At 71.8% G+C, this 25,662-nt stretch carries 23 protein-coding genes; 14 read left to right on the forward strand and 9 right to left on the reverse strand.

What is annotated here, in order from left to right; genetic code table 11:
* Positions 1-83: 83 nt before the first annotated feature.
* From IE231_RS04965 to IE231_RS04975, 3 genes are all read left to right on the forward strand, one after another.
* The gene (locus tag IE231_RS04965) at positions 84-3,272 is read left to right on the forward strand and encodes an efflux RND transporter permease subunit (protein ID WP_189692829.1); all 3,189 of its coding nucleotides are present in this window, start codon (positions 84-86) and stop codon (positions 3,270-3,272) included.
* A 102-nt stretch (positions 3,273-3,374) separates the two neighbouring features.
* Positions 3,375-4,478 (forward strand): LLM class flavin-dependent oxidoreductase, encoded by a 1,104-nt coding sequence (locus tag IE231_RS04970; protein WP_189692830.1) that lies wholly within the window; start codon positions 3,375-3,377, stop codon positions 4,476-4,478.
* On the forward strand, positions 4,475-4,954 hold the full coding sequence (locus IE231_RS04975; RefSeq protein WP_229866499.1) for a MarR family winged helix-turn-helix transcriptional regulator: 480 nt from the start codon (positions 4,475-4,477) through the stop codon (positions 4,952-4,954). The genes IE231_RS04970 and IE231_RS04975 overlap by 4 nt, the downstream gene beginning before the upstream one ends.
* A 12-nt stretch (positions 4,955-4,966) precedes the next feature.
* Here IE231_RS04975 and IE231_RS04980 read toward each other — a convergent pair whose 3' ends face one another.
* Positions 4,967-5,770 carry a transglutaminase-like domain-containing protein gene (locus IE231_RS04980; protein WP_189692831.1) on the reverse strand — a complete coding sequence of 268 codons (804 nt, stop codon included), beginning with the start codon at positions 5,768-5,770 and terminating at the stop codon, positions 4,967-4,969.
* Positions 5,771-5,793: 23 nt separating this feature from the next.
* Positions 5,794-6,651, reverse strand: a complete 858-nt coding sequence (locus tag IE231_RS04985) for a hypothetical protein (RefSeq protein WP_229866500.1) — start codon at positions 6,649-6,651, stop codon at positions 5,794-5,796.
* A 68-nt stretch (positions 6,652-6,719) separates the two neighbouring features.
* Here IE231_RS04985 and IE231_RS04990 point away from each other — a divergent pair, with 68 nt between their 5' ends.
* The 6 genes from IE231_RS04990 (at position 6,720) to IE231_RS05015 (ending at position 13,173) form a co-directional block, all read left to right on the forward strand.
* Positions 6,720-7,430 carry a DUF1684 domain-containing protein gene (locus IE231_RS04990; protein WP_189692989.1) on the forward strand — a complete coding sequence of 237 codons (711 nt, stop codon included), beginning with the start codon at positions 6,720-6,722 and terminating at the stop codon, positions 7,428-7,430.
* 67 nt (positions 7,431-7,497) lie between these two features.
* Positions 7,498-8,244 (forward strand): FadR/GntR family transcriptional regulator, encoded by a 747-nt coding sequence (locus tag IE231_RS04995; RefSeq protein WP_374189407.1) that lies wholly within the window; start codon positions 7,498-7,500, stop codon positions 8,242-8,244.
* 109 nt (positions 8,245-8,353) lie between these two features.
* Positions 8,354-9,412, forward strand: a complete 1,059-nt coding sequence (locus tag IE231_RS05000; RefSeq protein WP_189692832.1) for an asparaginase — start codon at positions 8,354-8,356, stop codon at positions 9,410-9,412.
* Between the two features lie 77 nt (positions 9,413-9,489).
* Positions 9,490-10,965, forward strand: a complete 1,476-nt coding sequence (aspA, locus tag IE231_RS05005; protein ID WP_189692833.1) for an aspartate ammonia-lyase — start codon at positions 9,490-9,492, stop codon at positions 10,963-10,965.
* A gap of 84 nt (positions 10,966-11,049) precedes the next feature.
* Positions 11,050-12,579, forward strand: a complete 1,530-nt coding sequence (locus IE231_RS05010) for an amino acid permease (RefSeq protein WP_189692834.1) — start codon at positions 11,050-11,052, stop codon at positions 12,577-12,579.
* Between the two features lie 72 nt (positions 12,580-12,651).
* Positions 12,652-13,173 (forward strand): GtrA family protein, encoded by a 522-nt coding sequence (locus tag IE231_RS05015; RefSeq protein WP_189692835.1) that lies wholly within the window; start codon positions 12,652-12,654, stop codon positions 13,171-13,173.
* A gap of 53 nt (positions 13,174-13,226) precedes the next feature.
* Here the strand turns inward: IE231_RS05015 and IE231_RS05020 are convergent, their stop codons facing one another.
* The 6 genes from IE231_RS05020 to IE231_RS05045 all read right to left on the reverse strand — a co-directional run bounded on the left by IE231_RS05020 (position 13,227) and on the right by IE231_RS05045 (position 19,825).
* A complete protein-coding gene (locus tag IE231_RS05020; protein WP_189692836.1) occupies positions 13,227-14,396 on the reverse strand; it encodes a cysteine desulfurase family protein in 1,170 nt (389 codons plus the stop codon).
* Positions 14,393-15,319: a carboxylating nicotinate-nucleotide diphosphorylase gene (gene nadC / locus IE231_RS05025; protein WP_189692837.1), complete on the reverse strand. Its 927-nt coding sequence runs from the start codon at positions 15,317-15,319 to the stop codon at positions 14,393-14,395. The genes IE231_RS05020 and nadC overlap by 4 nt, the downstream gene beginning before the upstream one ends.
* A complete protein-coding gene (gene nadB, locus IE231_RS05030; protein WP_229866502.1) occupies positions 15,316-17,022 on the reverse strand; it encodes an L-aspartate oxidase in 1,707 nt (568 codons plus the stop codon). Before nadB ends, nadC begins: the two co-directional genes overlap by 4 nt.
* Positions 17,019-18,320 carry a quinolinate synthase NadA gene (gene nadA / locus IE231_RS05035; RefSeq protein WP_189692838.1) on the reverse strand — a complete coding sequence of 434 codons (1,302 nt, stop codon included), beginning with the start codon at positions 18,318-18,320 and terminating at the stop codon, positions 17,019-17,021. Before nadA ends, nadB begins: the two co-directional genes overlap by 4 nt.
* Complete coding sequence (locus tag IE231_RS05040; RefSeq protein ID WP_189692839.1) at positions 18,317-19,201, reverse strand: NUDIX hydrolase; 885 nt, start codon at positions 19,199-19,201, stop codon at positions 18,317-18,319. Before IE231_RS05040 ends, nadA begins: the two co-directional genes overlap by 4 nt.
* Before the next feature lie 153 nt (positions 19,202-19,354).
* Positions 19,355-19,825 carry an Lrp/AsnC family transcriptional regulator gene (locus IE231_RS05045; protein ID WP_189692840.1) on the reverse strand — a complete coding sequence of 157 codons (471 nt, stop codon included), beginning with the start codon at positions 19,823-19,825 and terminating at the stop codon, positions 19,355-19,357.
* A gap of 322 nt (positions 19,826-20,147) precedes the next feature.
* On the opposite strand from IE231_RS05045, the gene IE231_RS05050 reads away from it, so the two are divergent.
* The 5 genes from IE231_RS05050 to IE231_RS05070 all read left to right on the forward strand — a co-directional run bounded on the left by IE231_RS05050 (position 20,148) and on the right by IE231_RS05070 (position 25,044).
* The gene (locus IE231_RS05050) at positions 20,148-21,485 is read left to right on the forward strand and encodes an amino acid permease (RefSeq protein WP_229866503.1); all 1,338 of its coding nucleotides are present in this window, start codon (positions 20,148-20,150) and stop codon (positions 21,483-21,485) included.
* A gap of 206 nt (positions 21,486-21,691) precedes the next feature.
* Positions 21,692-22,831, forward strand: a complete 1,140-nt coding sequence (locus IE231_RS05055) for a thiamine pyrophosphate-dependent enzyme (RefSeq protein WP_374189408.1) — start codon at positions 21,692-21,694, stop codon at positions 22,829-22,831.
* Positions 22,824-23,888, forward strand: coding sequence for an alpha-ketoacid dehydrogenase subunit beta (locus IE231_RS05060; RefSeq protein WP_189692842.1), 1,065 nt, complete (start codon positions 22,824-22,826; stop codon positions 23,886-23,888). Before IE231_RS05055 ends, IE231_RS05060 begins: the two co-directional genes overlap by 8 nt.
* Positions 23,881-24,210, forward strand: a complete 330-nt coding sequence (locus IE231_RS05065; protein ID WP_189692843.1) for a biotin/lipoyl-containing protein — start codon at positions 23,881-23,883, stop codon at positions 24,208-24,210. The genes IE231_RS05060 and IE231_RS05065 overlap by 8 nt, the downstream gene beginning before the upstream one ends.
* A gap of 15 nt (positions 24,211-24,225) precedes the next feature.
* Complete coding sequence (locus IE231_RS05070; RefSeq protein ID WP_189692844.1) at positions 24,226-25,044, forward strand: alpha/beta fold hydrolase; 819 nt, start codon at positions 24,226-24,228, stop codon at positions 25,042-25,044.
* Positions 25,045-25,074: 30 nt separating this feature from the next.
* Here the strand turns inward: IE231_RS05070 and IE231_RS05075 are convergent, their stop codons facing one another.
* Positions 25,075-25,590, reverse strand: a complete 516-nt coding sequence (locus tag IE231_RS05075) for a hypothetical protein (protein WP_189692845.1) — start codon at positions 25,588-25,590, stop codon at positions 25,075-25,077.
* Positions 25,591-25,662 lie beyond the last annotated feature (72 nt).

Consider the following 25,662-nt stretch of genomic DNA (forward strand, 5'->3'; position numbering starts at 1 on the left):
CCCGGCCTGCCCTCGGCCCGCGTCCTCGCCTGAGGACGCGGGCCCTTCGCTACCCATCCACCTCCCACGCGAAAGGGCCACCGATGTTCCGGCTCGCCCGCCTGTCCATGGCGAACAGGGCGCTCATCGCGCTCATCATGGTGTTCGCCTCGGTCTTCGGAGTGATCACGGCGGGAAGCCTCAAACAGGAGCTCATCCCCTCGATCGAGTTCCCGCAGCTGACCGTGGTCACCGCCATGGCGGGCGCCTCCCCCGACGTGGTCGACAAGCAGATCGGGCAGCCCCTCGAGAAGGCGCTGCAGGCGGTGGAAGGCCTCGAGAGCAGTGCCTCCACCTCGCGCACGGGGGTGTCCACGATCCGCCTCTCCTTTCAGTACGGGACCAACCTGGACAGGGCACGGAACCAGATCGACCGGGCCATCTCGAACGTCAAGTCCCAGCTGCCGGCAGACGCCCAGCCCAACACACTCGCGGGAAGCATCAGCGACTTCCCGATCGTCTTCATCGCCGCCTCCTCCGACAAGCCGCTCAGCGAGCTGGACACCCAGCTCATCCAGCAGGCCGTCCCGAAGCTGGCCAAGATCGACGGTGTGCGCGGCGTCGACGTGACCGGCGGAGCCACCCAGCACCTCCAGATCCAGCCGGATCCCGCCGCCATGGCCGCGCGCGGGGTCGACGTGGGCGCCATCCGCACCGCCCTGCAGAACAACGGCGCCCTTGTGCCGATCGGCACGGTGACCGAGCAGGGCAAGACGCTCTCCCTCCAGGCGGGCAGCCCCGTCGACTCGACGGACGCCGTCAAGGGACTGCCGCTGGCGGGGGCCAAGCAGCCCACGACGATCGGCGACGTCGCCGCCGTCGCCATCGAGGACGACGCCGCGACGTCCATCACCCGCACCGACGGCAAGCCGACGCTCGCGCTGTCGGTGACCAAGAAGCCCGAGGGTGACACGGTGGCGATCTCGCACGCCGTGCGCGCCGCCCTCCCCCAGCTGGCCTCCGACCTGGGCTCCAACGCGAAGCTCACGACCGTGTTCGACCAGGCGCCGTTCATCGAGAAGTCGATCCGGGACCTCACGACCGAGGGCGCACTCGGCCTCGGATTCGCCGTCCTGACCATCCTCGTGTTCCTGCTCTCGGTGCGTTCGACGCTCGTCACCGCCGTCTCGATCCCGCTCTCGCTCCTCATCACGTTCATCGGACTGTTCGCGGCCCACTACTCGCTGAATATCCTCACGCTCGGCGCGCTCACGATCGCGATCGGGCGCGTCGTGGACGACTCGATCGTGGTCATCGAGAACATCAAGCGGCACTTGAGCTACGGCGAGGAGAAGACGACGGCGATCCTGAACGCCGTGGGCGAGGTCGCCGGCGCCGTGACCGCCTCCACCCTGACAACCGTGGCGGTGTTCCTGCCGATCGCGTTCGTGGGGAACCTGGCGGGCGAGCTGTTCCGGCCCTTCGCCCTCACCGTCACCATCGCGCTCCTAGCCTCACTCGTGGTGGCCCTCACCATCGTGCCGGTCCTCGCCTACTGGTTCCTGGGCCACAAGGCCCCGGGCGCGGCGAACCGGGCCGAGGTCGAGGCCGAGGCCCACGAGAAGGAGCGGCGCAGCCCGCTCCAGCGCGGCTACCTGCCGATCCTGCGCGGCACGCAGCGCCACCCCGTCCTCACGATCGTGGCCGGTGCGCTCATCCTCGTCGGCACGCTGGCCCTCACGCCGTTCCTGCCGACCAACCTCCTGGGCAACACGGGCCAGAACAACTTCACGATCACCCAGAAGCTCACCCCGGGCACGAGCCTCGACGCGACGAGCGACGCGGCCGCCAAGGTCGAGGATGCGCTGAAGGGCATCGACGGGATCCAGACCGTGCAGGTGACGATCGGCAACTCGACGACCGGCTTCAGCGCCTTCCTCTCCTCAGGCGCCTCGAACGCCACCTTCACCGTCATCACCGACGAGTCCAAGGACCAGGTCGCGCTCCAGCAGCAGGTGCGCGACGCCGTCGGCCGCCTCACCGGCGTCGGGACGGTGTCCGTGGGAACCCAGCAGAGCGGCTTCGGCACCGCCTCGACCGTCGACGTGACCGTGAAGGCCCCGGACTCGGCATCGCTCGCGAAGGCCAACGACGCCGTCGTTGGCGCCCTCCAGGACGTCCCCGGTGCCACCGGGGTGGCGAGCAACCTCGCGGCCTCCCAGCCCGTGGTGCAGGTGAAGGTGGATCGGGCGAAGGCCGCCGCCGCGGGGCTCAACGAGCAGCAGATCAGCACGGCCCTCGCCTCGACGGTGAGCCCGATCCCGGCGGGGACCGTCCGCATCGACACGACCGACTATCCGGTCCGGATCGGCAAGGGCACCCAGTTCCAGAGCATCGACGCCGTCCGCTCGATCCCCCTCCCCGGTGCGCCGGGCGGGCTCAAGCTCGGGCAGATCGCGTCAGTGACCGCCGTCGACGTCCCCGTCACCGTGACCAGCACCTCGGGGCAGCGCACCGCAACGGTCTCCGTGACGCCCGGGGACACGAACCTCGGCTCGGTCAGCGGCGAGGTCACCAAGCGCATTGCGGGGCTGACGCTCGACGGCGGCGCGACGGCTTCCGTGGGCGGCGCCGCGAGCCAGCAGGCCCAGTCGTTCCAGCAGCTCGGCCTGGCACTGCTCGCGGCCATCGCGATCGTCTACGTCATCATGGTCGCGGCCTTCAAGAGCCTCGTGCAGCCGCTCGTGCTGCTCATCTCGGTCCCCTTCGCCGCGACGGGCGCGATCCTGCTCCTGCTCATCACTCGGATACCGCTCGGGCTGCCCTCCCTCATCGGGCTGCTCATGCTCGTCGGCATCGTGGTCACCAACGCGATTGTGCTCATCGACCTGATCAACCAGTACCGTCGCCCCCATCTTGGCCGGGCTGCGCTGCCGCTCGCGGAGGCGATCGAGCAGGGGGCACGCCAGCGCCTCCGCCCGATCCTCATGACCGCGCTTGCGACGATCTTCGCGCTCACCCCGATGGCACTCGGGCTCACCGGCGGGGGCGGGTTCATCTCGCAGCCCCTCGCGGTCGTGGTGATCGGCGGCCTCGTGTCCTCGACGGCGCTCACCCTCGTCCTCGTCCCCGTCCTCTACCGGCTCGTGGAGGGCCGGCTCGAGCGGCGGCGTCTCCTGCGGGACCTCAAGCGGACCCCTGAGCTTCCCCCCGAGGCCGAGGAGGATGCGGACGGCGACTGGACGACGGGCGCCGTGCCGAAGGTGACCGGCCGGCGCGCGGCGAAGGCCTGAGCGCGAGCGGGAATGAACCGGGCGGCCCACCCGTTGAGATAGATGCAAATGCATTCATCTCCCCCAGTGGCGGCTCTAGGGCAGCCCAGGAAAGGTCGTTCCATGCAGTTCGGCATCTTCAGCGTCGGCGACGTCACGCTCGATCCCACGACCGGCCACATGCCCACGGAGGGCGAGCGCATCCAGGCGATCGTGAAGATCGCCAAGCACGCCGAGGAGGTGGGCCTGGACGTCTTCGCCACCGGCGAGCACCACAACCCGCCGTTCTACCCGAGCTCCCCCACGACGCTGCTGGGCTACATCGGCGCCCAGACCGAGAAGCTCATCCTCTCCACCACCACCACGCTGATCACGACCAATGACCCGGTGAAGATCGCCGAGGACTTCGGCATGCTCCAGCACCTCACCGGCGGCCGCACCGACCTAGTCCTGGGCCGGGGCAACACCGCGCCCGTGTACCCGTGGTTCGGGAAGAACCCGCAGGACTCCCTCGAGCTGACGATCGAGAACTACGCGCTCCTGCGGCGCCTCTGGGACGAGGAGACCGTGACGTGGAGCGGCAAGTTCCGCACCCCGCTGCACAACTTCACGGTCACACCCCGCCCGCTCGACGGCGTGGCACCCTTCGTGTGGCACGGCTCGATCCGCACCCCCCAGATCGCCGAGCTCGCGGCGTACTACGGGGACGGCTTCTTCGCCAACAACATCTTCTGGCCCAAGGAGCACTACATCCGGCTCATCAACCTCTACCGGGAGCGCTTCGAGCACTACGGCCACGGCAAGGCGCACCAGGCCATCGTGGGCCTCGGCGGACAGTTCTTCATGCGGAAGAACTCCCAGGATGCCAAGCGCGAGTTCCGGCCGTACTTCGACAATGCGCCCGTCTACGGCCACGGTCCCTCCATGGAGGACTTCACAGCCCAGACGCCTCTCACCGTGGGCAGCCCCGCGGAGTTCGTCGAGAAGACCCTGGCGTTCCGCGACTACTTCGGGGACTACCAGCGCCAGCTCTTCCTCATCGACCATGCCGGGCTGCCGCTGAAGACCGTGCTGGAGCAGCTCGACCTCCTCGGCGAGGTGCTTCCCGAGCTCAAGGCCGGCTTCGCAGAGCGCCGGCCGGCCGATGTCCCGGAAGGGCCCACCCACGCGTCCCTCGTCGCGGCGAAGCACGCGGCCGAGACTGCGCAGGAGGCCGTGGCCCAGTGAACGGCCAGTCTGCCCCCCGCACCGCGCCGTCAGTGCGGGAGCTCTCGGAGACGTGGGAGTCGCTGTTCCGCACCCAGGTGGCGGTCATGCGCCGCCTCCAGCGCGACCCCGCCTTCCGCACACTCGGGATCAACGGCTACGACGTGCTCTTCACGCTCAGCAGATGCGAGGGGACTGGACTGCGGCTCAATGAGCTCAACGACCACGTGCTGCTCGCCCAGTCCAGCCTCTCCCGCCTCGTCGAGCGGCTCGAGAAGCAGGGCCTCGTAGCACGCGGGAGCGCTCCGGAGGACGGCCGGGGCGTCGTGGTGCGGCTCACTGAAGAGGGCGCCCGGGTCCAGCGCGAGGTGGGACGCGCGCACGTGCGCGAGATCGCCCGGATCATGGACGGCGCACTGGACTCCGACGAGCTTGCCCAGCTGCGTGCCCTCACCGGGCGCCTCCGTGAGCACGTGGCCTCCCGGCACCCGCTCTGACGCCGGTGCGTCTCAGGCCAGGCGCACGAGGCCTGCCGGGTCCTCTGAGGGAAGCGAGTCGGCCTCGGCAGAGACGGACAGCCGTTTGAGCGTGAGCCGGCCGCCCACGGTGGACAGGAACGCGGTGTCCGCAGAGTCGCGCCCGGCGGTGATGCGGAGCATGGAGGCGCGCGGCGCCAGTCCGGTCGGGTCGATCACGTGCCACTCCCCCTCCACGTACGCCTCCGCCACGGCGTGGAAGTCCATGGGCTCGAGGCCCGGCGCGTAGACCGCCGCGAGCCGGGCCGGGACGTCCTTTGCGCGCAGGAGGGCGATCGCGAGGTGCGCGAAGTCGCGGCACACGCCACGGCGGTGCAGCAGCGTCTCCACCGCTCCATCGGTGCCGCGCGAGGAACCGCTGACATACGAGAGGTGGCTGCTCACCCAGTCGCGCACCGCGCGCACGAGCTCCAGCCCTCCGAGCGTGCCGAACGTGGCGTAGGAGCTGGGCAGCAGGCGGTCGCTCTCGGCGTAGCGGCTGGGACGGACGTAGCGGATGAGCTCCATCTCATCCACCGGCTCGGGCTCCCCTCGGCCCTCCACGCGGGCCGAGTAGCTGACCTCCACGTGGGCCGGCTCCTCCAGCTCGAGGGTGTGGAATCGCCCACCGTGGCCGTCGAGGAGCTCACGCGGTGCGAGGCGCTCGCCGTCGGCGGTCACCACGAGCTCCTCCTCGAAGGTCTCGAACCCCGGGTTGCGGGCGACGGCGATCGCCATCGCCACTCTGGTGTGGGGCACGGTGGTGAAGGTCAGGTGTGCACCGACGGTGCGCTGCATGGGGCTCCCGGGAGGGTGGATTCTCAGCTGAAGGCCAGCGACATGATCATCCGCTGGGCGTCGGCGAAGTCACCGGAGTCGCGGACATAGGCCGACGCCTGAGCAAGGCTATCGAATGATTTGAGCGGCGCAACCTTGGCGTCTGCTGCGGGAGGCGTCACCTCGACCGTGTCCGCGAAGGAGTAGCCGCCAATCCCTGAGGGTCCGGGCACGATATTGGCCAGCCGGCACGCCTTGCCGTCCGCAGCGGCCGTCGGGATGCCGGTCAGGCCGAAGGAGCCGAAGAACTTGTAGCCCTGGATCACCCTGAACACGAATCGCGGGGCAATGACGTCTGGGCCGTCCGCGAAGGGGACCTTGACGGGCACGCTGTTCAGCACGGAATACGGCTTGGCCTGCGCCGGATCGCACGGCTGGGCGGCGGGCACCGGGAGCCCGGTAGCCAGTGCGGCGATGAAGGTCCCGTCGCCCTTCTTGACCTCGAGCCGCAGCGAACCCGGCGCGGCTCCGGGAGCAGGGTCGGTGGACTGCACGATCCACGAGGCGGGCAGGTCGAAGGACACCTTCTTGGCGGGATCGGTGTACTTCTTCCATGTGGCACTCGTGGCACCGACGGACGGCGTAGGGGAGCCGCTCGCGGACGCGCCCGCCGAGCCTGACGGCCCGGCTGAGCCGCCTTGGGCCGATCCGGGGGCCGCGGGGCCGCCCGGAGCCACGGACGACGACGGTCCGGTGACACCAGTCCAGACGGGTGCCGGCGCGCCCGAGCCGCAGCCCGTCAGGAGTGCTGCCAGGGCCACTGCCGGGACGGCCGGCCAGCACGCGCGACGCCCGCGCCTGGGGAGGTGGCTGCGATCGCCGCGGCGGGAACGGAGGATCATGGTCTCACCCTAGCGAAGCAGGGCTGGCGTACCCTGTCGCCATGCCCGACGACGTGCCCCAGGACCCGATGGCCGATCTCCCTCCGGACGACCCCGACTGGGAGGAGGCAGAGTCCGCCCTGCGCATCCCCGCGTTCCAGGTCGCCGACTGGCGCGTGCGCGTCTTCGCCCTGTACGAGCGCGTCCGGGCCGCGAGCACCCCGGCCGAGGGCCACGCCCTGTGGAGACGCACCCGGGACGAACTGGCCGCGAGGCATCCGGCCTCGCCGCTGCTGCCCCGCGACCGGGAAGGCTTCCGCGGCCTGCCCGTGGCGCCCTACGACCCCGCCTACCGGTTCGAGCTGCCCCTCCTGCCGGACGGCGAGGGCCAGGAGAGGCCGGTGACCACGGGCACGGACGGCGTGGTGCCGTTCGTGCGGCTGGGCACGTTCGAGGTCCCTGGGCTCGGCGCGCTGGCCGCGTGGCGGCACGGGGGCTACGGCGGCGGGATCTTCGTCCCGTTCCGGGATGCGACGGCCGGCGCGGGCGGCCCCGGGGGCTCGTACGGTGCAGGCCGGTATCTCATCGACACCATCAAGGGCGCCTACCTCGGAACGTCGGGGACGACTGGGCACGGAGTGCGGTACCTTCTCGACTTCAACTTCGCCTACAACCCCAGCTGCGCCTACAACGAGGCGTGGGCCTGCCCCCTGCCCGGTCCCGAGAACAGGCTCGCGGCTGCCGTCCCGGTCGGCGAACGGTACGTCCCTCACGAGGAGCCGCGGACATCCGCTGGCTGACGCGCGTGATCCCCTGCTCACCGCAGCTCGTTGACAGGCGCCTGTGACCTGTGACATAGTCGTCGGCGTGAACCTGTCAGACAGCCGGATAGGTGGACAGCAAGACAAGCTGACCGCCGCCTCCGGCGCCCACGCCCGAGCGGAGCGCCGCACGCTGGCCCGCGTGAGCGCAGCGGAAGCAGTGCTCGCCGACCTCCGGCGGGACATCGAGACGGGGGCGGCACCCGTGGGCTCGAAGCTGCCCTCCGAGGCAGCCCTCGCCACGCGGTACGGCGTGAGCCGCTCGGTGGTCCGCGAGGCCCTCCGCTCGTGTGCCGCCCTGGGGCTGACGGAGACGCAGACCGGCAAGGGCACCTTCGTCGTCGCCGGCCGCGTCTCAGGCGACCTCGTGCTCGGCAGGTACTCGGCCCGCGACCTCACCGAGGCGCGCCCCCACATCGAGGTGCCCGCAGCGGGCCTCGCCGCACGCCGTCGTACGGACGAGGACCTTGCCACCCTCAAAGGAATCGTCGCCGAGACCGCCCTCGAGGACGATCCGGCGGCGCGCGTCGCGCTTGAGGCCGCCTTCCACGGCACCATCGCGAAGGCCAGCGGCAACCGGGTGTTCGAGGACGTCCTGGCGGACCTCCGCGAGGCACTCGCCCACCAGTCGGAAACGCTCAACCTCCTCGCGGACCGGCAGGAAGCCTCCGACCGCGAGCACGACGAGATCCTCGCCGCCATCGAGGCCGGCGACTCGGAGCGGGCCAGCGCCGCCATGGCCCACCACCTTGCCGCCGTCGACGAAGCCGTCGAGCGGCTAGGCCACCCCTGACCCTGCGGCCCCGCACTGCACCAACGGCCCCGCACCGCACCGGCGTTCTCCGCGGGCGCTCCACGCCACCCCTGACGCTCCACACCGCCACCGAACCCCCAAGCGAGTCATGACCTCATCTGCTCCCTCCCTGAACCCACCGGCCCGCTCCGCCGTCCCGCTGCCCGCCCACGTCCCGCTGCCCGCCCACGTCCCGCTGGCCCTCCAGATCCGCGGCGGCGCCGTCGAGGGCGTGCACTACGGAAGCCTCGCGGCGACCGACGCCGACGGCAGCGTCCTCTTCAGCGCCGGTGAGGCCTCGGCGCCGTCCTTCCCGCGCTCGGCCCTCAAGCCGCTCCAGGCGGTCGCGATGGTCCGCGCAGGTCTCTCCCTTCCGGACGATCTGCTGGCTCTGGCCGCCGCGAGCCACTCCGGCGCCGCCATGCATCGCGAGGGGACGCGCCGCATCCTGGCCCTGCACGGTCTGGACGAATCAGTGCTCGCGAACACCACCGACCTCCCGTACGGTGTCCGCGAGCGCGAGGAATGGCTCGCCGCGGGCGGCGCGGCCGACCACGTGTGCCAGAACTGCTCGGGGAAGCACGCGGCCATGGCGGCGGTCTGCACGCTCAACGGCTGGCCCGTGCGCGGCTACCTCGAACCGTCGCACCCGCTCCAGCGCCTCATCGCCGCGACGGTCGCCGAACTGACGGGTGAAGAGGCCACCGTGTGGTCCACGGACGGCTGCGGAACGCCCCTTCCCGCGGTGAGCCTGATCGGGATGGCACGCGCCTACGGACGGCTCGCCCTCGCCGGGGCGAGCTCCGAGGCCGGGGCCGAGGCCGCCGTCGCCCGTGCGATGGTGCGCCACCCCGAGATGGTAGCTGGCGACGACCGCGACGTCACCGCACTCATGCGGGGCCTGCCCGGCGCTGTGGCAAAGGATGGCTTCGAGGGAGTCCAGCTCGTTGGCCTCCCCGACGGCCGGGCGGTCGCCGTCAAGGTCTCCGATGGCGGCGACCGGGCCCGCATGCCCGTGGCCATCCGGGCCCTCGCTGCGCTCGGAGTCCCCGAAGCGCTCGCGGACGGCGCCCTCGGGCCGATCGCGTCCGTGCCCGTCCTCGGCGGCGGCCGCCGCATCGGGGCGCTCGTGGCGTACGACGCCGCCCTGCCGCCGGCCGCTTCCTGACCGCCGCACGCTCTGCTCCCCGCAGGGCGGTCCCACCCTGTCCACCTCCTGTCCCCACCCCGACGAAAGGGCCCCCCATGGGCTTTCCCACCACCGCGACCGCCGTTGCCCGCGACGATGCCTCTGCACCGACGGAATCCACCACGAGCACCGCCCCGGAGGTCACCCGGTCGGAACACGACCTCCTCGGCGACCGCCTCATCCCCGAGGACGCCTACTGGGGCGTCCACACGCTCCGGGCCGTGGAGAACTTCCCGATCACAGGACGCCCGCTCTCGAGCAACCCGCACCTGGTCCGCGGGCTCGCCGCCGTCAAGCTTGCAGCGGCCCTGGCCAACCGTGAGCACGGGCTGCTCGATGCGGAGCGCAGCGCTGCGATCCAGGCCGCGTGCCGTGAGATCCTCGAAGGCCGCCTGCACGGGGAGTTCGTCGTGGACGTCGTCCAGGGCGGCGCGGGGACGTCGTCGAACATGAATGCCAACGAGGTGATCGCCAACCGGGCGCTCGAGCTCCTCGGCCACTCCAAGGGCGAGTACGGCGCCCTCCATCCCAACGACCACGTCAACCTCAGCCAGTCGACCAATGACGTGTACCCGACGGCCGTCCGCATCGCGACGATCATGGGCATCGAGGAGCTCCTCACCGCGCTGACGGCGCTCGAGGACAGCTTCGCCGCGAAGGCCACGGAGTTCCGCACCGTGGTCAAGATGGGGCGCACCCAGCTGCAGGACGCCGTTCCGATGACGCTCGGCCAGGAGTTCGCCACGTACGCGGTGACCATCGGCGAGGACCGCGAGCGCCTCCGCGAGGCGTCCGGCCTGATCCACGAGATCAACCTCGGCGCGACGGCGATCGGCACGGGCCTGAATGCTCCTGCCGGTTACGCGGAGGCGGCCTGCCGTCACCTCGGCGAGGTCACCCGCCTGCCGCTCGTGACCGCCGTCGACCTCATCGAGGCAACCCAGGACATGGGGGCGTTCGTGCACCTCTCGGGCGTCCTGAAGCGCGTAGCGGTGAAGCTGTCCAAGATCTGCAACGACCTGCGCCTGCTCTCGTCCGGGCCGCGCGCCGGCCTTGCCGAGATCAACCTGCCGGCCGTGCAGTCCGGGTCCTCGATCATGCCGGGGAAGATCAACCCCGTCATCCCCGAGGTGGTGAACCAGGTGGCGTTCGAGGTGATCGGGCACGACGTCACCATCACCATGGCGGCCGAGGGCGGCCAGCTGCAGCTGAACGCGTTCGAGCCCATCATCGTGCACAGCCTGCACGAGAGCATCACGCACCTCACGGCCGCCTGCCAGACGCTCGCCGAGCGATGCGTCAACGGCATCACCGCCAACACCGCCCGCCTGCGCGAGAGCGTGGAACGGTCGATCGGCCTGGTCACAGCGCTGAACCCGTACCTGGGGTACGCGGAGGCCACCGCGATCGCGCAGGAGGCCCTCGCGAGCGGCCGCGGGGTCGCCGAGCTCGTCCTCGAGCGGGGCCTGCTCACAGCCGACCGGCTCGAAGAGCTCCTCCGTCCCGAACGGCTCGCCAACCTCGGCGCCTAGCGGCGCACCCCGGGCTCGCTGCCCGCCACCAGACCCCCTCGCACCCCCTCACCCGGAACGTCCCCCTGACACCGAAAGAGACCCATGTCCTCCTCAGACCCCCAGCCTCCAGGCATCGCTGAAGTCCCCGACCACCTCGAAGACCACGGCCACGCGCACGTCGCGGACCACGTCATCCACGCCGAGGACGCCGGCTACCACAAGGGCCTCAAGGCTCGGCAGATCCAGATGATCGCGATCGGCGGCGCCATCGGCACCGGCCTGTTCCTCGGCGCTGGCGGCCGCCTCGCGGCGGCCGGCCCGTCCCTCGTGTTCGCCTACGCGATCTGCGGAGCCTTCGTGTTCCTGATCCTGCGGGCCCTGGGCGAGCTCGTGCTGCACCGGCCCTCGTCAGGCTCGTTCGTCTCCTACGCCCGTGAGTTCTTCGGCGAGAAGGCGGCCTACGTCTCCGGCTGGTTCTACTGGATCAACTGGGCCATGACGACGATCGTGGACACCACCGCAGCGGCGCTGTACATGCACTTCTTCGGCCGCTACGTGCCATGGATCTCTGCCGTCCCGCAGTGGACGTGGGCCCTCATCGCCCTGCTCGTCGTCCTCACGCTCAACCTCGTCTCCGTCAAGGTGTTCGGCGAGATGGAGTTCTGGTTCGCCCTCATCAAGGTCGCGGCGCTCGTGGTCTTCCTGCTCGTGGGCATCTACTTCGTCGTCGTCGGCACGCCCACCGGCGCGGCAACCGGGTTCTCGCTCATCTCGGACCACGGCGGCATCTTCCCGATGGGCATCGCCCCGATGATCCTGCTCATGCAGGGCGTCGTGTTCGCGTACGCCTCGGTGGAGCTCGTGGGCACCGCGGCGGGCGAGACGCAGAACCCCGAGAAGATCATGCCCAAGGCGATCAACTCGGTCGTGGTCCGCATCGCCGTGTTCTACGTCGGCTCCGTGGTCCTGCTCTCCCTCCTGCTGCCGTACACCGCGTACCAGAAGGGCGTGAGCCCCTTCGTGACGTTCTTCGGATCCATCGGGGTCCAGGGCATGGACGTCATCATGAACCTCGTCGTCCTCACCGCCGCACTCTCCTCGCTCAACGCCGGCCTCTACTCGACCGGACGCATCCTGCGCTCGATGGCGGCCGCCGGCTCCGCGCCCAAGTTCGCGCTGCGGATGAACAAGGCGGGCGTCCCGTACGGCGGCATCGCGATCACCGCCGTGGTCTCCCTCCTCGGCGTTCCGCTGAACTACCTCGTCCCCTCGGACGCCTTCGAGATCGTCCTCAACGTCGCCTCGGTGGGCATCCTGTCCACGTGGGCCACGATCGTCCTCTGCCAGATCCAGCTCCAGCGCTGGGCCAAGAGGGGCTGGACCCAGCGGCCGGCGTTCCGGATGCCCGGCGCCCCGTACACCGGCTACGTCACGCTCGTCTTCCTCGCGGTCGTGTTCGTCCTCGTGCTGGTCGACTCGCCCTGGACGCTCGCGGCCACGGCGGCGGCCTGCGTCCTCATGGTGATCGGCTGGTACGCCGTCCGGGAGCGGATCCATGCGATCGCCGCCGAGCGGGACGGCTTCACGGGGGCCGCGCCGGTCATTGCGAACCGACCGGCCGGGCGCCGCTAGCCCTCCCGTCCGCGGGGCCGCTCATGCCTCCGGCACAGCGGTGCCACAGCGGGCCGTGAGAGCCTAGGAGGCATGGACAACCCGTTCACCCCGCCCGAGGCCCGCCCGGACAGTGCTCTCCTGGAGCCTGACCGGGCGGGCCTCGGCGGTGTGCGGCTGCGCGCGGTCCGCGGGCTGAGGAGCGCGTGGGGCGCCCCCGTCCTGCGCCAGCTGACGCGGTTCACCGGGGTGGGCATCGTGTGCACGCTGAGCTCGCTCGCGCTCTACGCGCTGTGCCGGCCCTTCCTCGGGGCGCAGTCGGCGAACGCCGTCGCCCTCATCGTCACGTCGCTCATGAACACCGCACTCAACCGCCGCTACACGTTCAAGGTGCGCGGACCCGGACGGCTGGCCCAGGACCACGTCAACGGGCTCGTCGCGCTCGCCGTGGCCCTCGTCCTGACGGGCGGGAGCCTCGAGGCGCTCCACTGGGCCAACCCCTCGGCGGACGTCACGGCGGAGCTGTGGACCACCACCGTGGCCGGCTGGGTGGCGACCGCCGTCCGGTTCTCGCTGCTGCGCCACTGGATCTTCCGCCGCGCCCGGGACGCGTAGCCGCCAAGCCCCCACCAGCACGCGCGGCCGCGGGCGGCCGGTGGGCAGGCGCCCTAGCGGCGCGCGATGCCGGTCACGGCGGCGTAGGCCTCGCCGAGCGCCTCGGCGGCCTGCCCCAGGTCGTCGGCCGTGATGGACGGCGGCAGGGTGAACCGGACGGCGGTCTGAGCCACCTCCGGCTCGATTCCCATCGCGAGCAGCACGTGCGAGGGATCGCTCGAGCCCGCAGCGCACGCCGACCCCGAGGAGCACACCACGCCGCGCCGCTCGAGCTCGAGCAGCACGGACTCGCCGCTCACCCGGGGGAAGCAGAAGGACGCGCTGCCCGGCAGCCGCTCGGTGGGGTGCCCGGTGACCAGGGCGTCCGGGACGAGCTCGAGGACGCGCTCCACGAACGCGTCGCGCAGCGAGGCGAGGCGAGCGGCCGCCGTCGTGCGCTCCGCCTCGGCGAGGCGCAGTGCGGTGGCGAGTGCGACGGCGCCGGCGACGTTCTCGGTGCCGGAGCGCTGCCCGCGCTCCTGCCCGCCGCCGTCGAGCACCGGTTCGAGCGTGAGCCGGCCCGCGACGTAGAGCGCGCCGACGCCCTTGGGCGCACCGATCTTGTGGCCCGAGACGGACAGCGCATCGACGCCGAGCTCGCGCACCGCCAGGGGCAGCCACCCGGCGGCCTGGACGGCGTCGGTGTGGAACGGCACGCCGGCCGCATGCGCCGCCGCCACGAGCTCCCGCACCGGCTGGACGGTACCCACCTCATTGTTGGCGTACATCACCGAGACGAGCGCGGTCTCGGGACGCACGACGGCGGCGAGGGCCTCGGGCGCGACGCGTCCGGTGCCGTCGACGGGAACCTCATCCACCCACATGCCATGGAGCCTGGCCAGCGCGCGGGCCGACTCGAGCACCGCGGGATGCTCGATGGCGCTGACCGCGACCCGGTCGGGGACGGGAAGGCCCGGGCGGCGGGCCGTCCTCTGGCCCAGCGCGATGCCCTTGACGGCCAGATTGTCCGCCTCCGTGCCACCCGAGGTGAAGGTGACCTCCGAGGGCCGGCAGCCCAGGACGTCCGCGACCTCGGCGCGCGCGGCCTCAAGCCCGTCGCGCGCGCGGGCGCCGAGCTCGTGGTGGCTGGAGGCGTTGCCGAACTCGCCGGCGAGGTAGGGCCACATCGCCTCGAGCACCTCGCGGCGCACGGGCCCGGTGGCGGCGGCGTCGAGGTAGATCACGCGGCTCCCGTCCCCTGCCCGATCACGACGTCGAGACCGAGGTCGAGGTTGACCACGGAGTGGGTCAGGGCGCCCACGGAGATGACGTCGACGCCGGTGGCGGCGATCGCGGCCACGGTACCGAGGTTCACTCCACCGCTGGCCTCGACGATGGCACGGCCCGCGACGAGGGCAACGCCGGCCTGCAGGTCCTCGAGGCTGAAGTTGTCCAGCATGATGGTGTCCACGCCTGCGGCCAGAACGGGCTCGATCTGGTCGAGGCGGTCCACCTCGACCTCGAAGTGCGCCGTGTGGCCGAGCCGCGCGCGCGCCGCGCGCAGCACGTCCGTCAGTCGGGCCGGATCTCCCCCGGCGAGGACGGCGAGGTGGTTGTCCTTGGCCATGACCGCGTCGGAGAGGCTGAACCGGTGGTTGCGGCCGCCGCCGCAGCGCACGGCATAGCGCTCGAGCTCGCGCAGGCCCGGCGTCGTCTTGCGGGTGTCCACGATCCGCGCCTTGGTTCCCTCGGTGAGCGCGACGTAGCGGGCCGTGAGTGCCGCAATGGCGCTCATCCTCTGGACGAGGTTGAGCACCACCCGCTCGGCCGTGAGGAGGGCCTGCGCCCGCCCCCTCACCCGGGCGAGCACCGCACCCGCATCGAAGGGCTCGCCCTCGGCGGCGAGCAGGTCGACCCGGGCGTCCTCGTCGTGGAACCGGAAGCCGGCCTCGATGACGGGACCGCCCGAGAAGACGCCCGGCACCCGGGCGCGCAGCTCCGCCGTCGCCTCGGCCTCCGCAGGGATGAGAAGGAGCGAGGTGAGGTCCCCGCTCGGCGCGTCCTCGGCGTAGGCGGCGTCGAGGACGCGCCGGAGCGCCGCGGGGGCGAGCGGGATCGGCGCCACGCGTGCCAGAGCCTGGGTCTGCGCGAGCACGTCGGAGGTCATGAGGGATTCCTTCCGGTGAGGACGAGTTCGGGGGCCAGGGCGGCGCTGTGGTGGCTGTCGCGGACGACGTCGATGTGGCGGTCCGCTGCGGTCGTGCCGGGCGCGGGCAGCGGCCGCTGGGGGAAGTCGAGCCGGAAGTGTGCCCCCACCGACTCCTCGCGTGCTGCCGCGGCCGCGGCGAGCAGGCGGCCGAGGAGGATCAGGTGGCAGGTCTCGGTGTGGCCCGACTCCCACCCGGTGAGCGTCTGGGACAGGCGGGCGAGGCCAGCGCCGTCGCGGATCACACCGGCGTCCGCCTGCATCGCCGTGGCGACCTCGGCCCGCGTGGCCGTGCGGCGGCCGGGCTCGGCGCCGGTTCCGCCCAGCTCGAGGCGCAGGGCCGAGGGCCGCGGGCCGGCCCACGGGGCGACCCCGGCGAGCGCGCGGGAGTGCGCATGCCGCACGGCCCGCCCGGCGAAGACGACTCCCTCGAGCAGCGAATTGGACGCGAGACGGTTGGCTCCGTGGACTCCTGTGCAGGCGGCCTCGCCGACCGCGTAGAGGCCGGGGACGCTCGTGGCGCCGTCCGGGTCTGTGGCGATGCCTCCCATCCAGTAGTGGGCTGCGGGGGCGATGGGCAGCGGCTCCCGGCGCCAGTCGAAGCCGGCGGCGCGCACCATCGCATCGAGGGTCGGGAAGCGGCGCGCGAGGAAGCCCTCGCCGTGCTCGGACTCGAGGGCGGTCGCGTCGAGGTAGGCCTGGCCTCCTCCCGCACGGGCGTGCTGCGCGAGCGCCCGGGAGACGGCGTCCCGGGGGGCGAGCTCGCCGAGCGGGTGGTAGTCGCGCACGAACCGCCGCCCGGCCGCGTCCCGGATCACGGCGCCCTCGCCGCGCACGGCCTCCGAGATGAGCGAGGAGCGGACCGTACCGTCGGGCGCGGTGACCTGGAGGGCGGTCGGATGGAACTGGTAGAACTCGAGGTCCCGCAGCACGGCACCGGCCTCGAACGCGAGGGCCACGCCGTCGCCAGTTGCCACGAGCGGGTTGGTCGTCTGGGCGTAGAGCTGCCCGGCGCCGCCGGTGGCGAGGACGACGGCGTCCGCGTCGATCCGCTCGCGCGCGGAGCCCGCCGTCCCGTACTCGAGGCCCACCGCCTCCCCCGCCTCGACGAGGATGCGGGTCACGGTGGCATGCTCGATGAGCGCGACGCGGCCCTCCGCCTCGAGCCGGCGCACGCGGGCGATGAGCGCCCGCGTGATCCCGGCACCGCTCGCGTCGCCGCCCGCATGGAGGATGCGGGGGAAGGAGTGGGCGGCCTCGAGCCCGAGCAGGAGCCGGCCCTCCGCGCTCCGGTCGAAGGCCACGCCGCGCCCCGCGAGCTCGGCCACCGAGCCCGCGGCCGCGGCGCACATCCGCTCGATCGCGGTGCGGGTCCCGAGCCCCGAGCCGGCGGCAACGGTGTCCGCGACGTGGCTCGCCACGCTGTCCCCGGGGGCCCGCTGGCCCTCGGGCAGGACCGCGGAGTACCCGCCCTGGGCCAGCATGCTGTTGCTGTCCTCGAGCGCGGCCTTGGTCAGGAGCACGACAGCGCTCCCCTGCTCGGCGGCGGAGATCGCTGCCGTCAGCCCGGCGGCGCCGCTGCCGACGACGGCGAGGCGAGGGGCCGCCGTCGTGCGGCGCGCGCCGGGCACAGTGCCGCCCGCGCCGGGACCGGCGGTCGTCACGGCCGAGCCGCCAGCATGCGCTCGAGGGCCACGCGCGCGTGCGGGGCCACGTCCTCGGGCACCTCGATGCGGTTGCGCACCTCGCCGTCGACGAGGCCCTCGAGCACCCAGGCGAGGTAGCCGGGGTGGATGCGGTACATCGTCGAGCACGGGCAGATCACCGGGTCGAGGCAGAAGACCGTGTGCTGCGGGTATTCGGCAGCGAGGCGGTTGACGAGGTTCACCTCCGTACCGATGGCGAAGACCGTGGGCTCGGTGGCGGCGGCGATGGCCTTGCGGATGTAGTCCGTCGAGCCGTACTCGTCCGCCGCGTCGACGACCTCCATGGGGCACTCGGGGTGGACGATCACGCGCACCCCCGGGTACTCGGCACGGGCCTGCTCGATCTGGGCGACCGTGAAGCGCTTGTGCACTGAGCAGAAGCCGTGCCAGAGGATCACGCGGGAGTCGAGGAGCGTCTCGGCGTCGTTTCCGCCGAGGGGCTTGCGCGGGCTCCACATCGGCATCTGCTCGAGGGGCACGCCCATGGCCTTCGCGGTGTTGCGGCCGAGGTGCTGGTCGGGGAAGAACAGCACCCGCTGGGCGCGGGCGAACGCCCACTCGAGGACGGCGGCGGCGTTCGAGGACGTGCAGACGATCCCGCCGTGCTCGCCGCAGAAGCCCTTGAGCGCGGCCGAGGAGTTCATGTAGGTCACCGGGATGACAGGCACCCGGCCCTCCGCGTCCGGCTCCGTGCCGAACAGCTCCTCGAGCTGGGCCCAGGCCTGCTCGACCGAGCTGATGTCCGCCATGTCCGCCATCGAGCAGCCGGCGGCGAGGTTGGGAAGGATCACGGCCTGGTCCCGGCGGGAGAGGATGTCCGCGGTCTCCGCCATGAAGTGCACGCCGCAGAAGACGATCGCCTCGGCGTCCGGCCGGGTGAGCGCGGCGTTGGCGAGCTGGAACGAGTCCCCCACGAAGTCGGCGTGCTGGACCACCTCGTCGCGCTGGTAGAAGTGGCCGAGCACCACGACCCTCTCGCCGAGCTTGCCCTTGGCCGCGACGATGCGCTCGTGCAGCTCGGCCTCGGTGGCGTCCCTGTACTCCTGGGGGAGCTGGCCCTGCCGTGGAGTGGACGACGGCGCGCGGTCCCCGCTCGAGGCGCCCGGACCGTACGCTGGCACGCCGGCGAGGGCCTCGGCCGCGTCGAACTCCCACGGGCCCTTGGCGAGGTCCGGGCTGCAGCTGCTTGCGCTGGCCCGGCCGGTGCCCGGCTGGCTGCGGGGGATGAGGCTGATGGCGGTGGCGACAGAGGTCATGGCGTGCTCCTGGTGGGTCCTGCTGGGTCTGTGGTGGGGGCCGTGGCCCCGGGCGGGGCGGTGGTGGGGTCCAGCCCGACGCGCGCGCCGGTGTAGCGGTAGAGCCGAGGAGGCCGGTGCCGGCCGCCCTCGAGGAACATGTCCGTGGGCTCGATCTCCGCCACGGCCTTGAGCTGGCGGCGGAAGTTGGCGGGGTCGAGGCGGCGGCCGAGGACTGCCTCGTACACTTCGCGCAGCTGGGCGAGGGTGAAGGTCTCGCCCAGGAAGTGGTACGCGATCTGGGCGTACTCCAGCTTGCTGCGCAGGCGCCAGAGGGCGTAGTCGACGATCTCGCGGTGGTCGAAGGCGAGGCCGCCCTCGGCAGCACCGGCGGTGTCCGCCCGGTGCCATGCGACGTTCTCCATGCCGTCCGCGGCGCGGAGCAGCTCTGCCTCGGTAGGGCGCACAAGCGCCCAGTAGACGATCGAGACGACTCTCTGGCTGCCGTGCTCGGGCCTGCTCGAGCGGTTGAGGCCGCCGAACGCGTACAGCTGCTCGAGGTACTCGGGCGCCAGGCCCGTGGTCTCCTCGAGGTTCCTGCGGGCCGCGTCCTCGAGCGACTCGTCGGACGCGAGCGGACCCCCGGGCAGCGCCCACTGGCCCTTGAAGGGCTCCTTGACCCGCCGCACGAGGGGCAGCCAGAGCGTGGGCAGCCCCGGAGCGGCCGATCCCCTCGTCTCCGCGCCGACGCCGTCGGGGGTGAGCGCGAAGATCACCGTGGAGATGGCCAGCGACGGCGGCAGCTGCGCCCGCTCGGAGACGTTGGCGCCGGCCAGGAGGGCGCCGGGACGTCGGGACAGACGCCGCCCGGCGGGCGCAGCCGGCGGGAAGATTCCGCTCATGCAGCCCCTCCCTCCAGCGGGCCGGGCGGCGTTCACCGTCCCGCCACGTCACGTTTCCTGCTTCGGGCCATCTGTTAAAGTCAGATTGACTCTAAGTCATGATACGCGCACTGGCCCCCCGGGCCAAACAATGACGTCGCGCCGACGTTGCGCTCAGGCCTTGGCAGCCGCCTCGAGCAGCGGCAGCGTCCTGCCCTCGAAGTGCGTGTTCAGCACGATGACCGAGGATGACCGGACCACCGACTTGGTCGCGGTCACGGCGTCGAGGACGCGCTGCAGGTCGGAGTTGGACCGCGCCGCGACCCGCGCCATGAGGTCGCTGTCCCCCGAGACGGTGTGCACTTCGAGCACCTCCGGAATGCGTGCGAGGGCCTCCGCGACCGCATCGTGCCCCGAGTCCTGGTTGATCGTGAGGGAGCAGAAGGCCACGACCGGGAACCCGAAGGCCCTAGGCTCCGCGTGGGGCGCCCATCGGCCGATCACCCCGTTGGCGATCATCCGGTCGAGCCGCGCCTGCACGGTGGCCCGCGCCACCTTGAGGATGCGGGAGGCCTCGAGCACATTCATGCGGGCCTCGTCCGTGAACAGGCGGACGATCCTGGCGTCGAGCTCGTCGACCTTCATGCACACCTCCAGAGGGGGTATCGGTGCCCACGATCGGGTGGAACGAATGGTACACAGATTGATGTCCGCCTGCGCATGCACTGCGCAATCTGCCAGCACGGAGGGCGCACGCGGCGTCGCTACTGCACAGCATGCACAGGGCCGTGAGGTGCACCACACACGGGTGCGGCAAAGGCGCTATGGTCGTCACGTCCTCTGGCGAAGCGCCACCCGAACGCGCCGCCACCGCAGCATCCGAAAGACGGAAATGACAGCTATGCACACGTCAGACAGCACCGGCACCGCGTCGACGACGACGCCCGCGCCGCGGCTGGGACATTCCATGTCGCCGCGCCAGCTCACCATGATGGGCCTCGGCAGCGCGATCGGCGCCGGCCTGTTCATCGGCTCCGGCGCAGGCATCCAGGCCGCCGGCCCGGCGGTCCTCATCTCCTACCTCGTGGCCGGGACCCTCATCATCATCGTGATGTGGGCCCTCGGCGAGATGGCCGCCGCCAATCCCAACAGCGGCGCGTTCTCGGTCTACACCGGCAAGGCCCTCGGAGGCGTTGCCGGCGCCACCGTCGGCTGGCTCTGGTGGGCCCAGCTCGTCGTGGTCATCGCGGCGGAGGCCCTCGGAGCGGCAGGCCTCCTGGCCACCGTCTTCCCGGTCCTGCCGGTCTGGCTCATGGCCCTGGTCTTCATGGCCCTCTTCACCGCCATCAACCTCACCGGGGTGAGGAACTTCGGCGAGTTCGAGTTCTGGTTCGCGCTCCTGAAGGTCGCCGCAATCGTGGCGTTCCTCCTCGTCGGCGCCGCACTCCTGCTCGGCTGGATCCCGGGCGTCACCTCGCCCGGGCTGGCCCACTTCGCCCTCGGCACGGGGTTCGCCCCCCACGGCATGGCCGGCATCGCCACCGGGCTGTTCGTCGTGGCCTTCGCCTTCGGCGGCACCGAGATCGTCTCGGTCGCCGCGGCGGAGACCCGCGACCCGGAGCGCAGCGTGGCCAGGGCGGTGCGCACGGTCGTGTGGCGCATCCTCGTGTTCTACATCGGCTCGATCTTCGTCATCGCCGCCGTGATCCCCGCCGACTCCCCCGAGCTCAAGAGCCCCTTCGCCGGGGTCCTGGACATCGCCGGGCTCCCCGGCGCCGCGGCCGTGATCACCCTCGTGGCCGTCGTCGCCCTCCTCTCGGCGCTCAACGCGAACCTCTACGGCGCCTCCCGCATGATCTTCTCCCTGGCCGAGCGCCGCGAGGCGCCGCTTGCACTCACCGCGCTGACCAAGGCCAGGGTGCCAGCCGTTGCCGTAGCCTCCTCAGTCGCCTTCGGCTTCGTCGCCACCGTGCTGGAACTGCTCTTCCCAGACCACGTGCTGCCGCTCCTGCTGAACTTCGTCGGCTCGACCTGCCTCATCGTGTGGGGCTCGGCCCTCGTCTCCCAGATCGTGCTGCGCCGCCGCGCCGATGCCGAGGGCTCGCCGCTGCCCCTGCGCATGGCCGGGTTCCCCTGGCTCTCCGGATTCGGGATCGCACTCCTGGCCGCGATCTTCGCCGTCGGCCTCACCGGCGCCGACAGCCGCGTGCAGCTGCTGAGCACCTTCGCGCTTGTGGCCGTCATCGCCCTCGGCTGCTGGCTCCGCCGCCGCTCGCTCCGCGCGCAGACTGCACCGACGATCTGACATTCTCAGGCCCCGACGCCCGACGCTCTGGCGCGAGGCACCCGGCGAGGGCCCGGACCGCCGCGGGCGGCCCGGGCCCTTGCCGCATCCGTGGGGGTGGACACAGTGTCCAGTGATCCACCACACATCAAGCCTCAGAGTCGACAAATTGTTAGATCAGAATCCTCTGCGTTGCACACAGTGCTCCCCGAATCTAGCGTCGAGGTATGCAGACTTCAGCAACCATGACGGCCTCGCCAGGCCGCGCGGGTCTGGCCGGCACCCCGCGGAAGCTCGCCGCGGAGCTCCCGGCCGCCGCAGCGGTCGGCGCCGCAGTCACCGACGCCGAACTCCTCAAGCTCTACCGGCTCATGACGGCGGTCCGTCACCTCGACCAGGCGGCCATCGCGTGGCAGCGCCAGGGCATCCTCCCCGCCTACGCCCCAGAGCTCGGGCAGGAGGCGGCGCAGGTCGGATCCGCCCTCGCCGTGGACACCACCCGCGACTTCATCTTCCCGACCTACCGCGAGCTGGGCGTTGCCCGCGCGGCCGGAGTGGACATGGTGCAGTACATGTCCACCCACCTGGCCACGTGGCACGGCGGGCTCTGGGACGCCGCCGCGACCCACGTCGCACCGATCCAGGCCGTCGTGGCCGGGTCCGTGCTCCACGCGGTCGGCTGGGCCCACGGCCAGACCCTCTCCGCCGGCACCGCCGGCCCCTCGACGGGCCGGGAGGCCGGCGCAGGGCTGAACGTCGCGATCACCTATCTCGGGGACGGCGCCTCGAGCCAGGGCGACGTCCACGAGGCCATGAACTTCGCGGCCGTCTTCAAGGCACCCGTGGTCTTCTTCGTCCAGAACAACGGCTGGGCCATCTCCGTCCCCACCGAGCGGCAGGTGGCGGGCGGAAGCGTGGCGGCGCGCGGCGCCGGCTACGGGATCCCGGGCCTGCAGGTCGACGGCAACGACGCCGCGGCCGTGCTCGAGGCCACCCGACGCGCCGTGGCCCATGCGCGCGGAGGCAACGGCCCGGTGGTCATCGAGGCGATGACGTACCGCCGGGGCCCGCACGCCACGAGCGACGACCCCGGCCGCTACCGGACCCTCGAGCAGGAGCGTGCTGACGCCGGCGCCGACCCGCTGGCGCGACTGCGCGAACGGATCCTCGCGGAGCATCTCGCCGACGCGGCAGCCCTCGACGCCCTCGACGCCGAGGCCGCGCACGAGGCCGAGGAGGTCCGCGCCGGCGTGCTCGCCCTCGGCCCGCGACCCGGCGCCGAGATGTTCGACTACGTCTTCACCGAGCCCACCGACGAGCTGCTGCGCCAGAAGGAGCAGTGGCGTGAGGAGTCCGAGCATGCCTGAGGCGCTCGCCGCACCCCAGACCCGCACCCTCTCGCTCCAGGGCGCGCTCAACCTCGCCCTCGACGAGCTCCTCGCGGAGGACCCGAAGGTCCTCGTCCTCGGCGAGGACGTCGGCACGCTCGGCGGCGTGTTCCGCGTCACCAATGGCCTGGCCGCCGCCCACGGCGCGCAGCGGGTCTTCGACACCCCGCTGGCCGAGTCCGGCATCCTGGGCATGTCGATCGGACTGGCCATGGCCGGCTTCCGGCCGGTCCCCGAGGTTCAGTTCGACGGCTTCGCCTACCCGGCGATGAACCAGATCGTCACGCAGCTGGGCCGCATGCACTACCGCTCGCGCGGCACGCTGCCCATGCCCGTGACGCTGCGCGTGCCCAGCTTCGGCGGCATCCGCGCGCCCGAGCACCACGGCGAGAGCCTCGAGGCAGTCTTCGCGCACGTCCCCGGGCTCAAGGTCGTCTCCCCGGCCGACCCGCAGCAGGGCTACAGCCTCCTCAAGGCGGCAGTGCGACTCAACGATCCCGTGATGTTCATGGAGCCCAAGTCCCGGTACTGGCAGAAGGGCGAGGTCGTCACCGAGGCGGACGCGGCCGCCACCGCCGCGAACGGAACAGCGCACGTCGGCGGCGCCTCGCCTTCGGCGCAGAAGGCGACCGGGGCACGCATCGCCCGCGAGGGCCGGCACCTGACCCTCGTCGCGTGGGGCGCGATGGTGGCCCGCTGCCTCCAGGTCGCCGAGCTGGCCGCCGAGGACGGCATCGACGTCGAGGTCGTCGACCTGCGCTGGCTCAAGCCGATCGACACCGAGACCCTGGCCGCGTCCGTGGCAAAGACGCGCCGCGCCGTCGTCGTGCACGAGGCACCGCTCACGGCCGGCCTCGGGGCGGAGGTGGCCCAGCTCATCACCGAGAGGTGCTTCGGAACGCTGAAGGCGCCCGTTGAGCGGGTCACCGGCTTCGACGTACCGTATCCCTCAGGTGACCTGGAGGACGAGTACATCCCGAATATCGACCGCATCCTGTTCGGCATCCAGCGAGTATTGGAGTACAAGCGTGGCTGAGATTTCCTTCCCCCTCCCCGACCTCGGCGAGGGCCTCATCGAGGCGACCGTCCTCGAATGGCTCGTCGCCGAGGGCGACCAGGTCGAACGCAACCAGCCGATGGTCGAGGTCGAGACCACGAAGTCCGCCCTCGAGCTCCCCAGCCCCCAGGCGGGCGTCGTCAAGAAGGTCTACGGAGATCCGGGCGCGGTCATCAAGGTCGGCGAGCCGCTGATCGTCTTCGAGGTCGCGGACGACACGGCGGGGATCGTCGGCACCGTCCCGTCGGAGGGAGCGCCGAAGCGGCGGGTCCGGCTCTCGGCGAACCTCGACGAGGACTGAGGGGTGGCCGGCGCGATGGCTGGGCAGCACGCGGGGACCGCCGCGCATCACACGGTCGAGGGCACCGATCCCGGACTCAACGTCGTGGTGAGCGAGCCGGAGAGTCCGGCATCCCTCCCGCCGGTGCTCCTCATCCACGGCTTCGCCTCCTCTGTGGCGCTCAACTGGGAGCAGAGCGGGTGGATCTCGGCGCTCTCGGCGGCGGGGCGGCGCGTGATCGCCGTCGACCTGCCGGGCCATGGGCTGAGCGAGGCACCTGAGGACGTCGACTCGTACACGCCGAGCCGGATCCGGGCGGACCTTCTCCAGATCGCCACCGATGCCGGGGCGCGGCCGATCGCCCAGGGGCATCCGGACAGCGGCCTCGACGTGATCGGGTACTCGCTCGGCGCGCGCCTCGCGTGGGAGTTCGGTGCGACGCAGCCGGCACTCGTGCGGCGGCTCGTGCTCGGCGGCCCCAGCAGCCGCGACCCGCTGGCCGAGTTCGACCTGCCGGCGGCGCAGCAGTTCCTGGCCGATGGGACGGCGATTGACGACCCGTCGACCGCGCGCCTCGTCACCATGGCGCAGGCCTCCCCCGGCTCGGACATGTACGCGCTCCTGGCCCTCGTGGAGGGCATCAAGGAGGAGCCGTTCGACGCCGCGGAGGCGGTGCCGCAGCAGCCGTTGCTCATGGTCGCTGGTGAGAAGGACGAGCGCGTCGCTGCGCTCGAGGTGCTCAAGGGGCTCTGTCGCGGCGCCGAGTCCGTGGTGATCCCCGGGCGCAACCACGTCAACGTGGTGACGGCCCGGGCGTTCAAGGAGGCCGCGATCGACTTCCTCTCCCGCCCGTAGGGGCGACGAGGGGCCCCGGCCTTGCGGGGCTCAGGCGGCGGGCTCGGCGGGATCGTCCTGGGGGGATGCCGCGAAATGCGCACGGGCACCCCGGCTCCACAGCAGCCCCACGGGGATGAGGACGAGGATGACGGTGAGCCCCTGCATGAGCAGAGTGGCGAGCGCCCCCTGGACCATCATCCAGACCGAGACCGGTCCGAAGGAGCCACGCGCCGAGTCGGCGAGCCCCAGCGCCATGGCGGCGCCCATCAGGGCGATCCCCACCGGAGGGACGAGGGTGACGACGAGACGCGGCCATCGACGCCCCCGGTGCAGCGCGACCGCGCAGGCGATGTCGACGATGCCCGCGACGACCGCGACGGAGTAGAGCGTCATCGCCGGCAGGGCGGTCCTGGGAGTCACCATGCCGCTCATGCCGGCCAGCATTACGAGTGTTGGGCCGTTGGTGAGCAGGGCCGCTGACCCGAGGGCGGCGAGGATCCAGACCGACGCCGTGACCGGCGCCGGAAGGTCCGGCCGCTTGCGGGTCGCCATCTTCTCGGTCATGTCCACAGACTAGGGACGCCCGGCCGATCCTCCGTAGAGGAGGAGGTCCCGAGTCCCGTTTCCGGGTATTCC

It is taken from the genome of Sinomonas cellulolyticus, from assembly GCF_014656475.1.
Classification (GTDB): Bacteria; Actinomycetota; Actinomycetes; order Actinomycetales; family Micrococcaceae; genus Sinomonas; species Sinomonas cellulolyticus.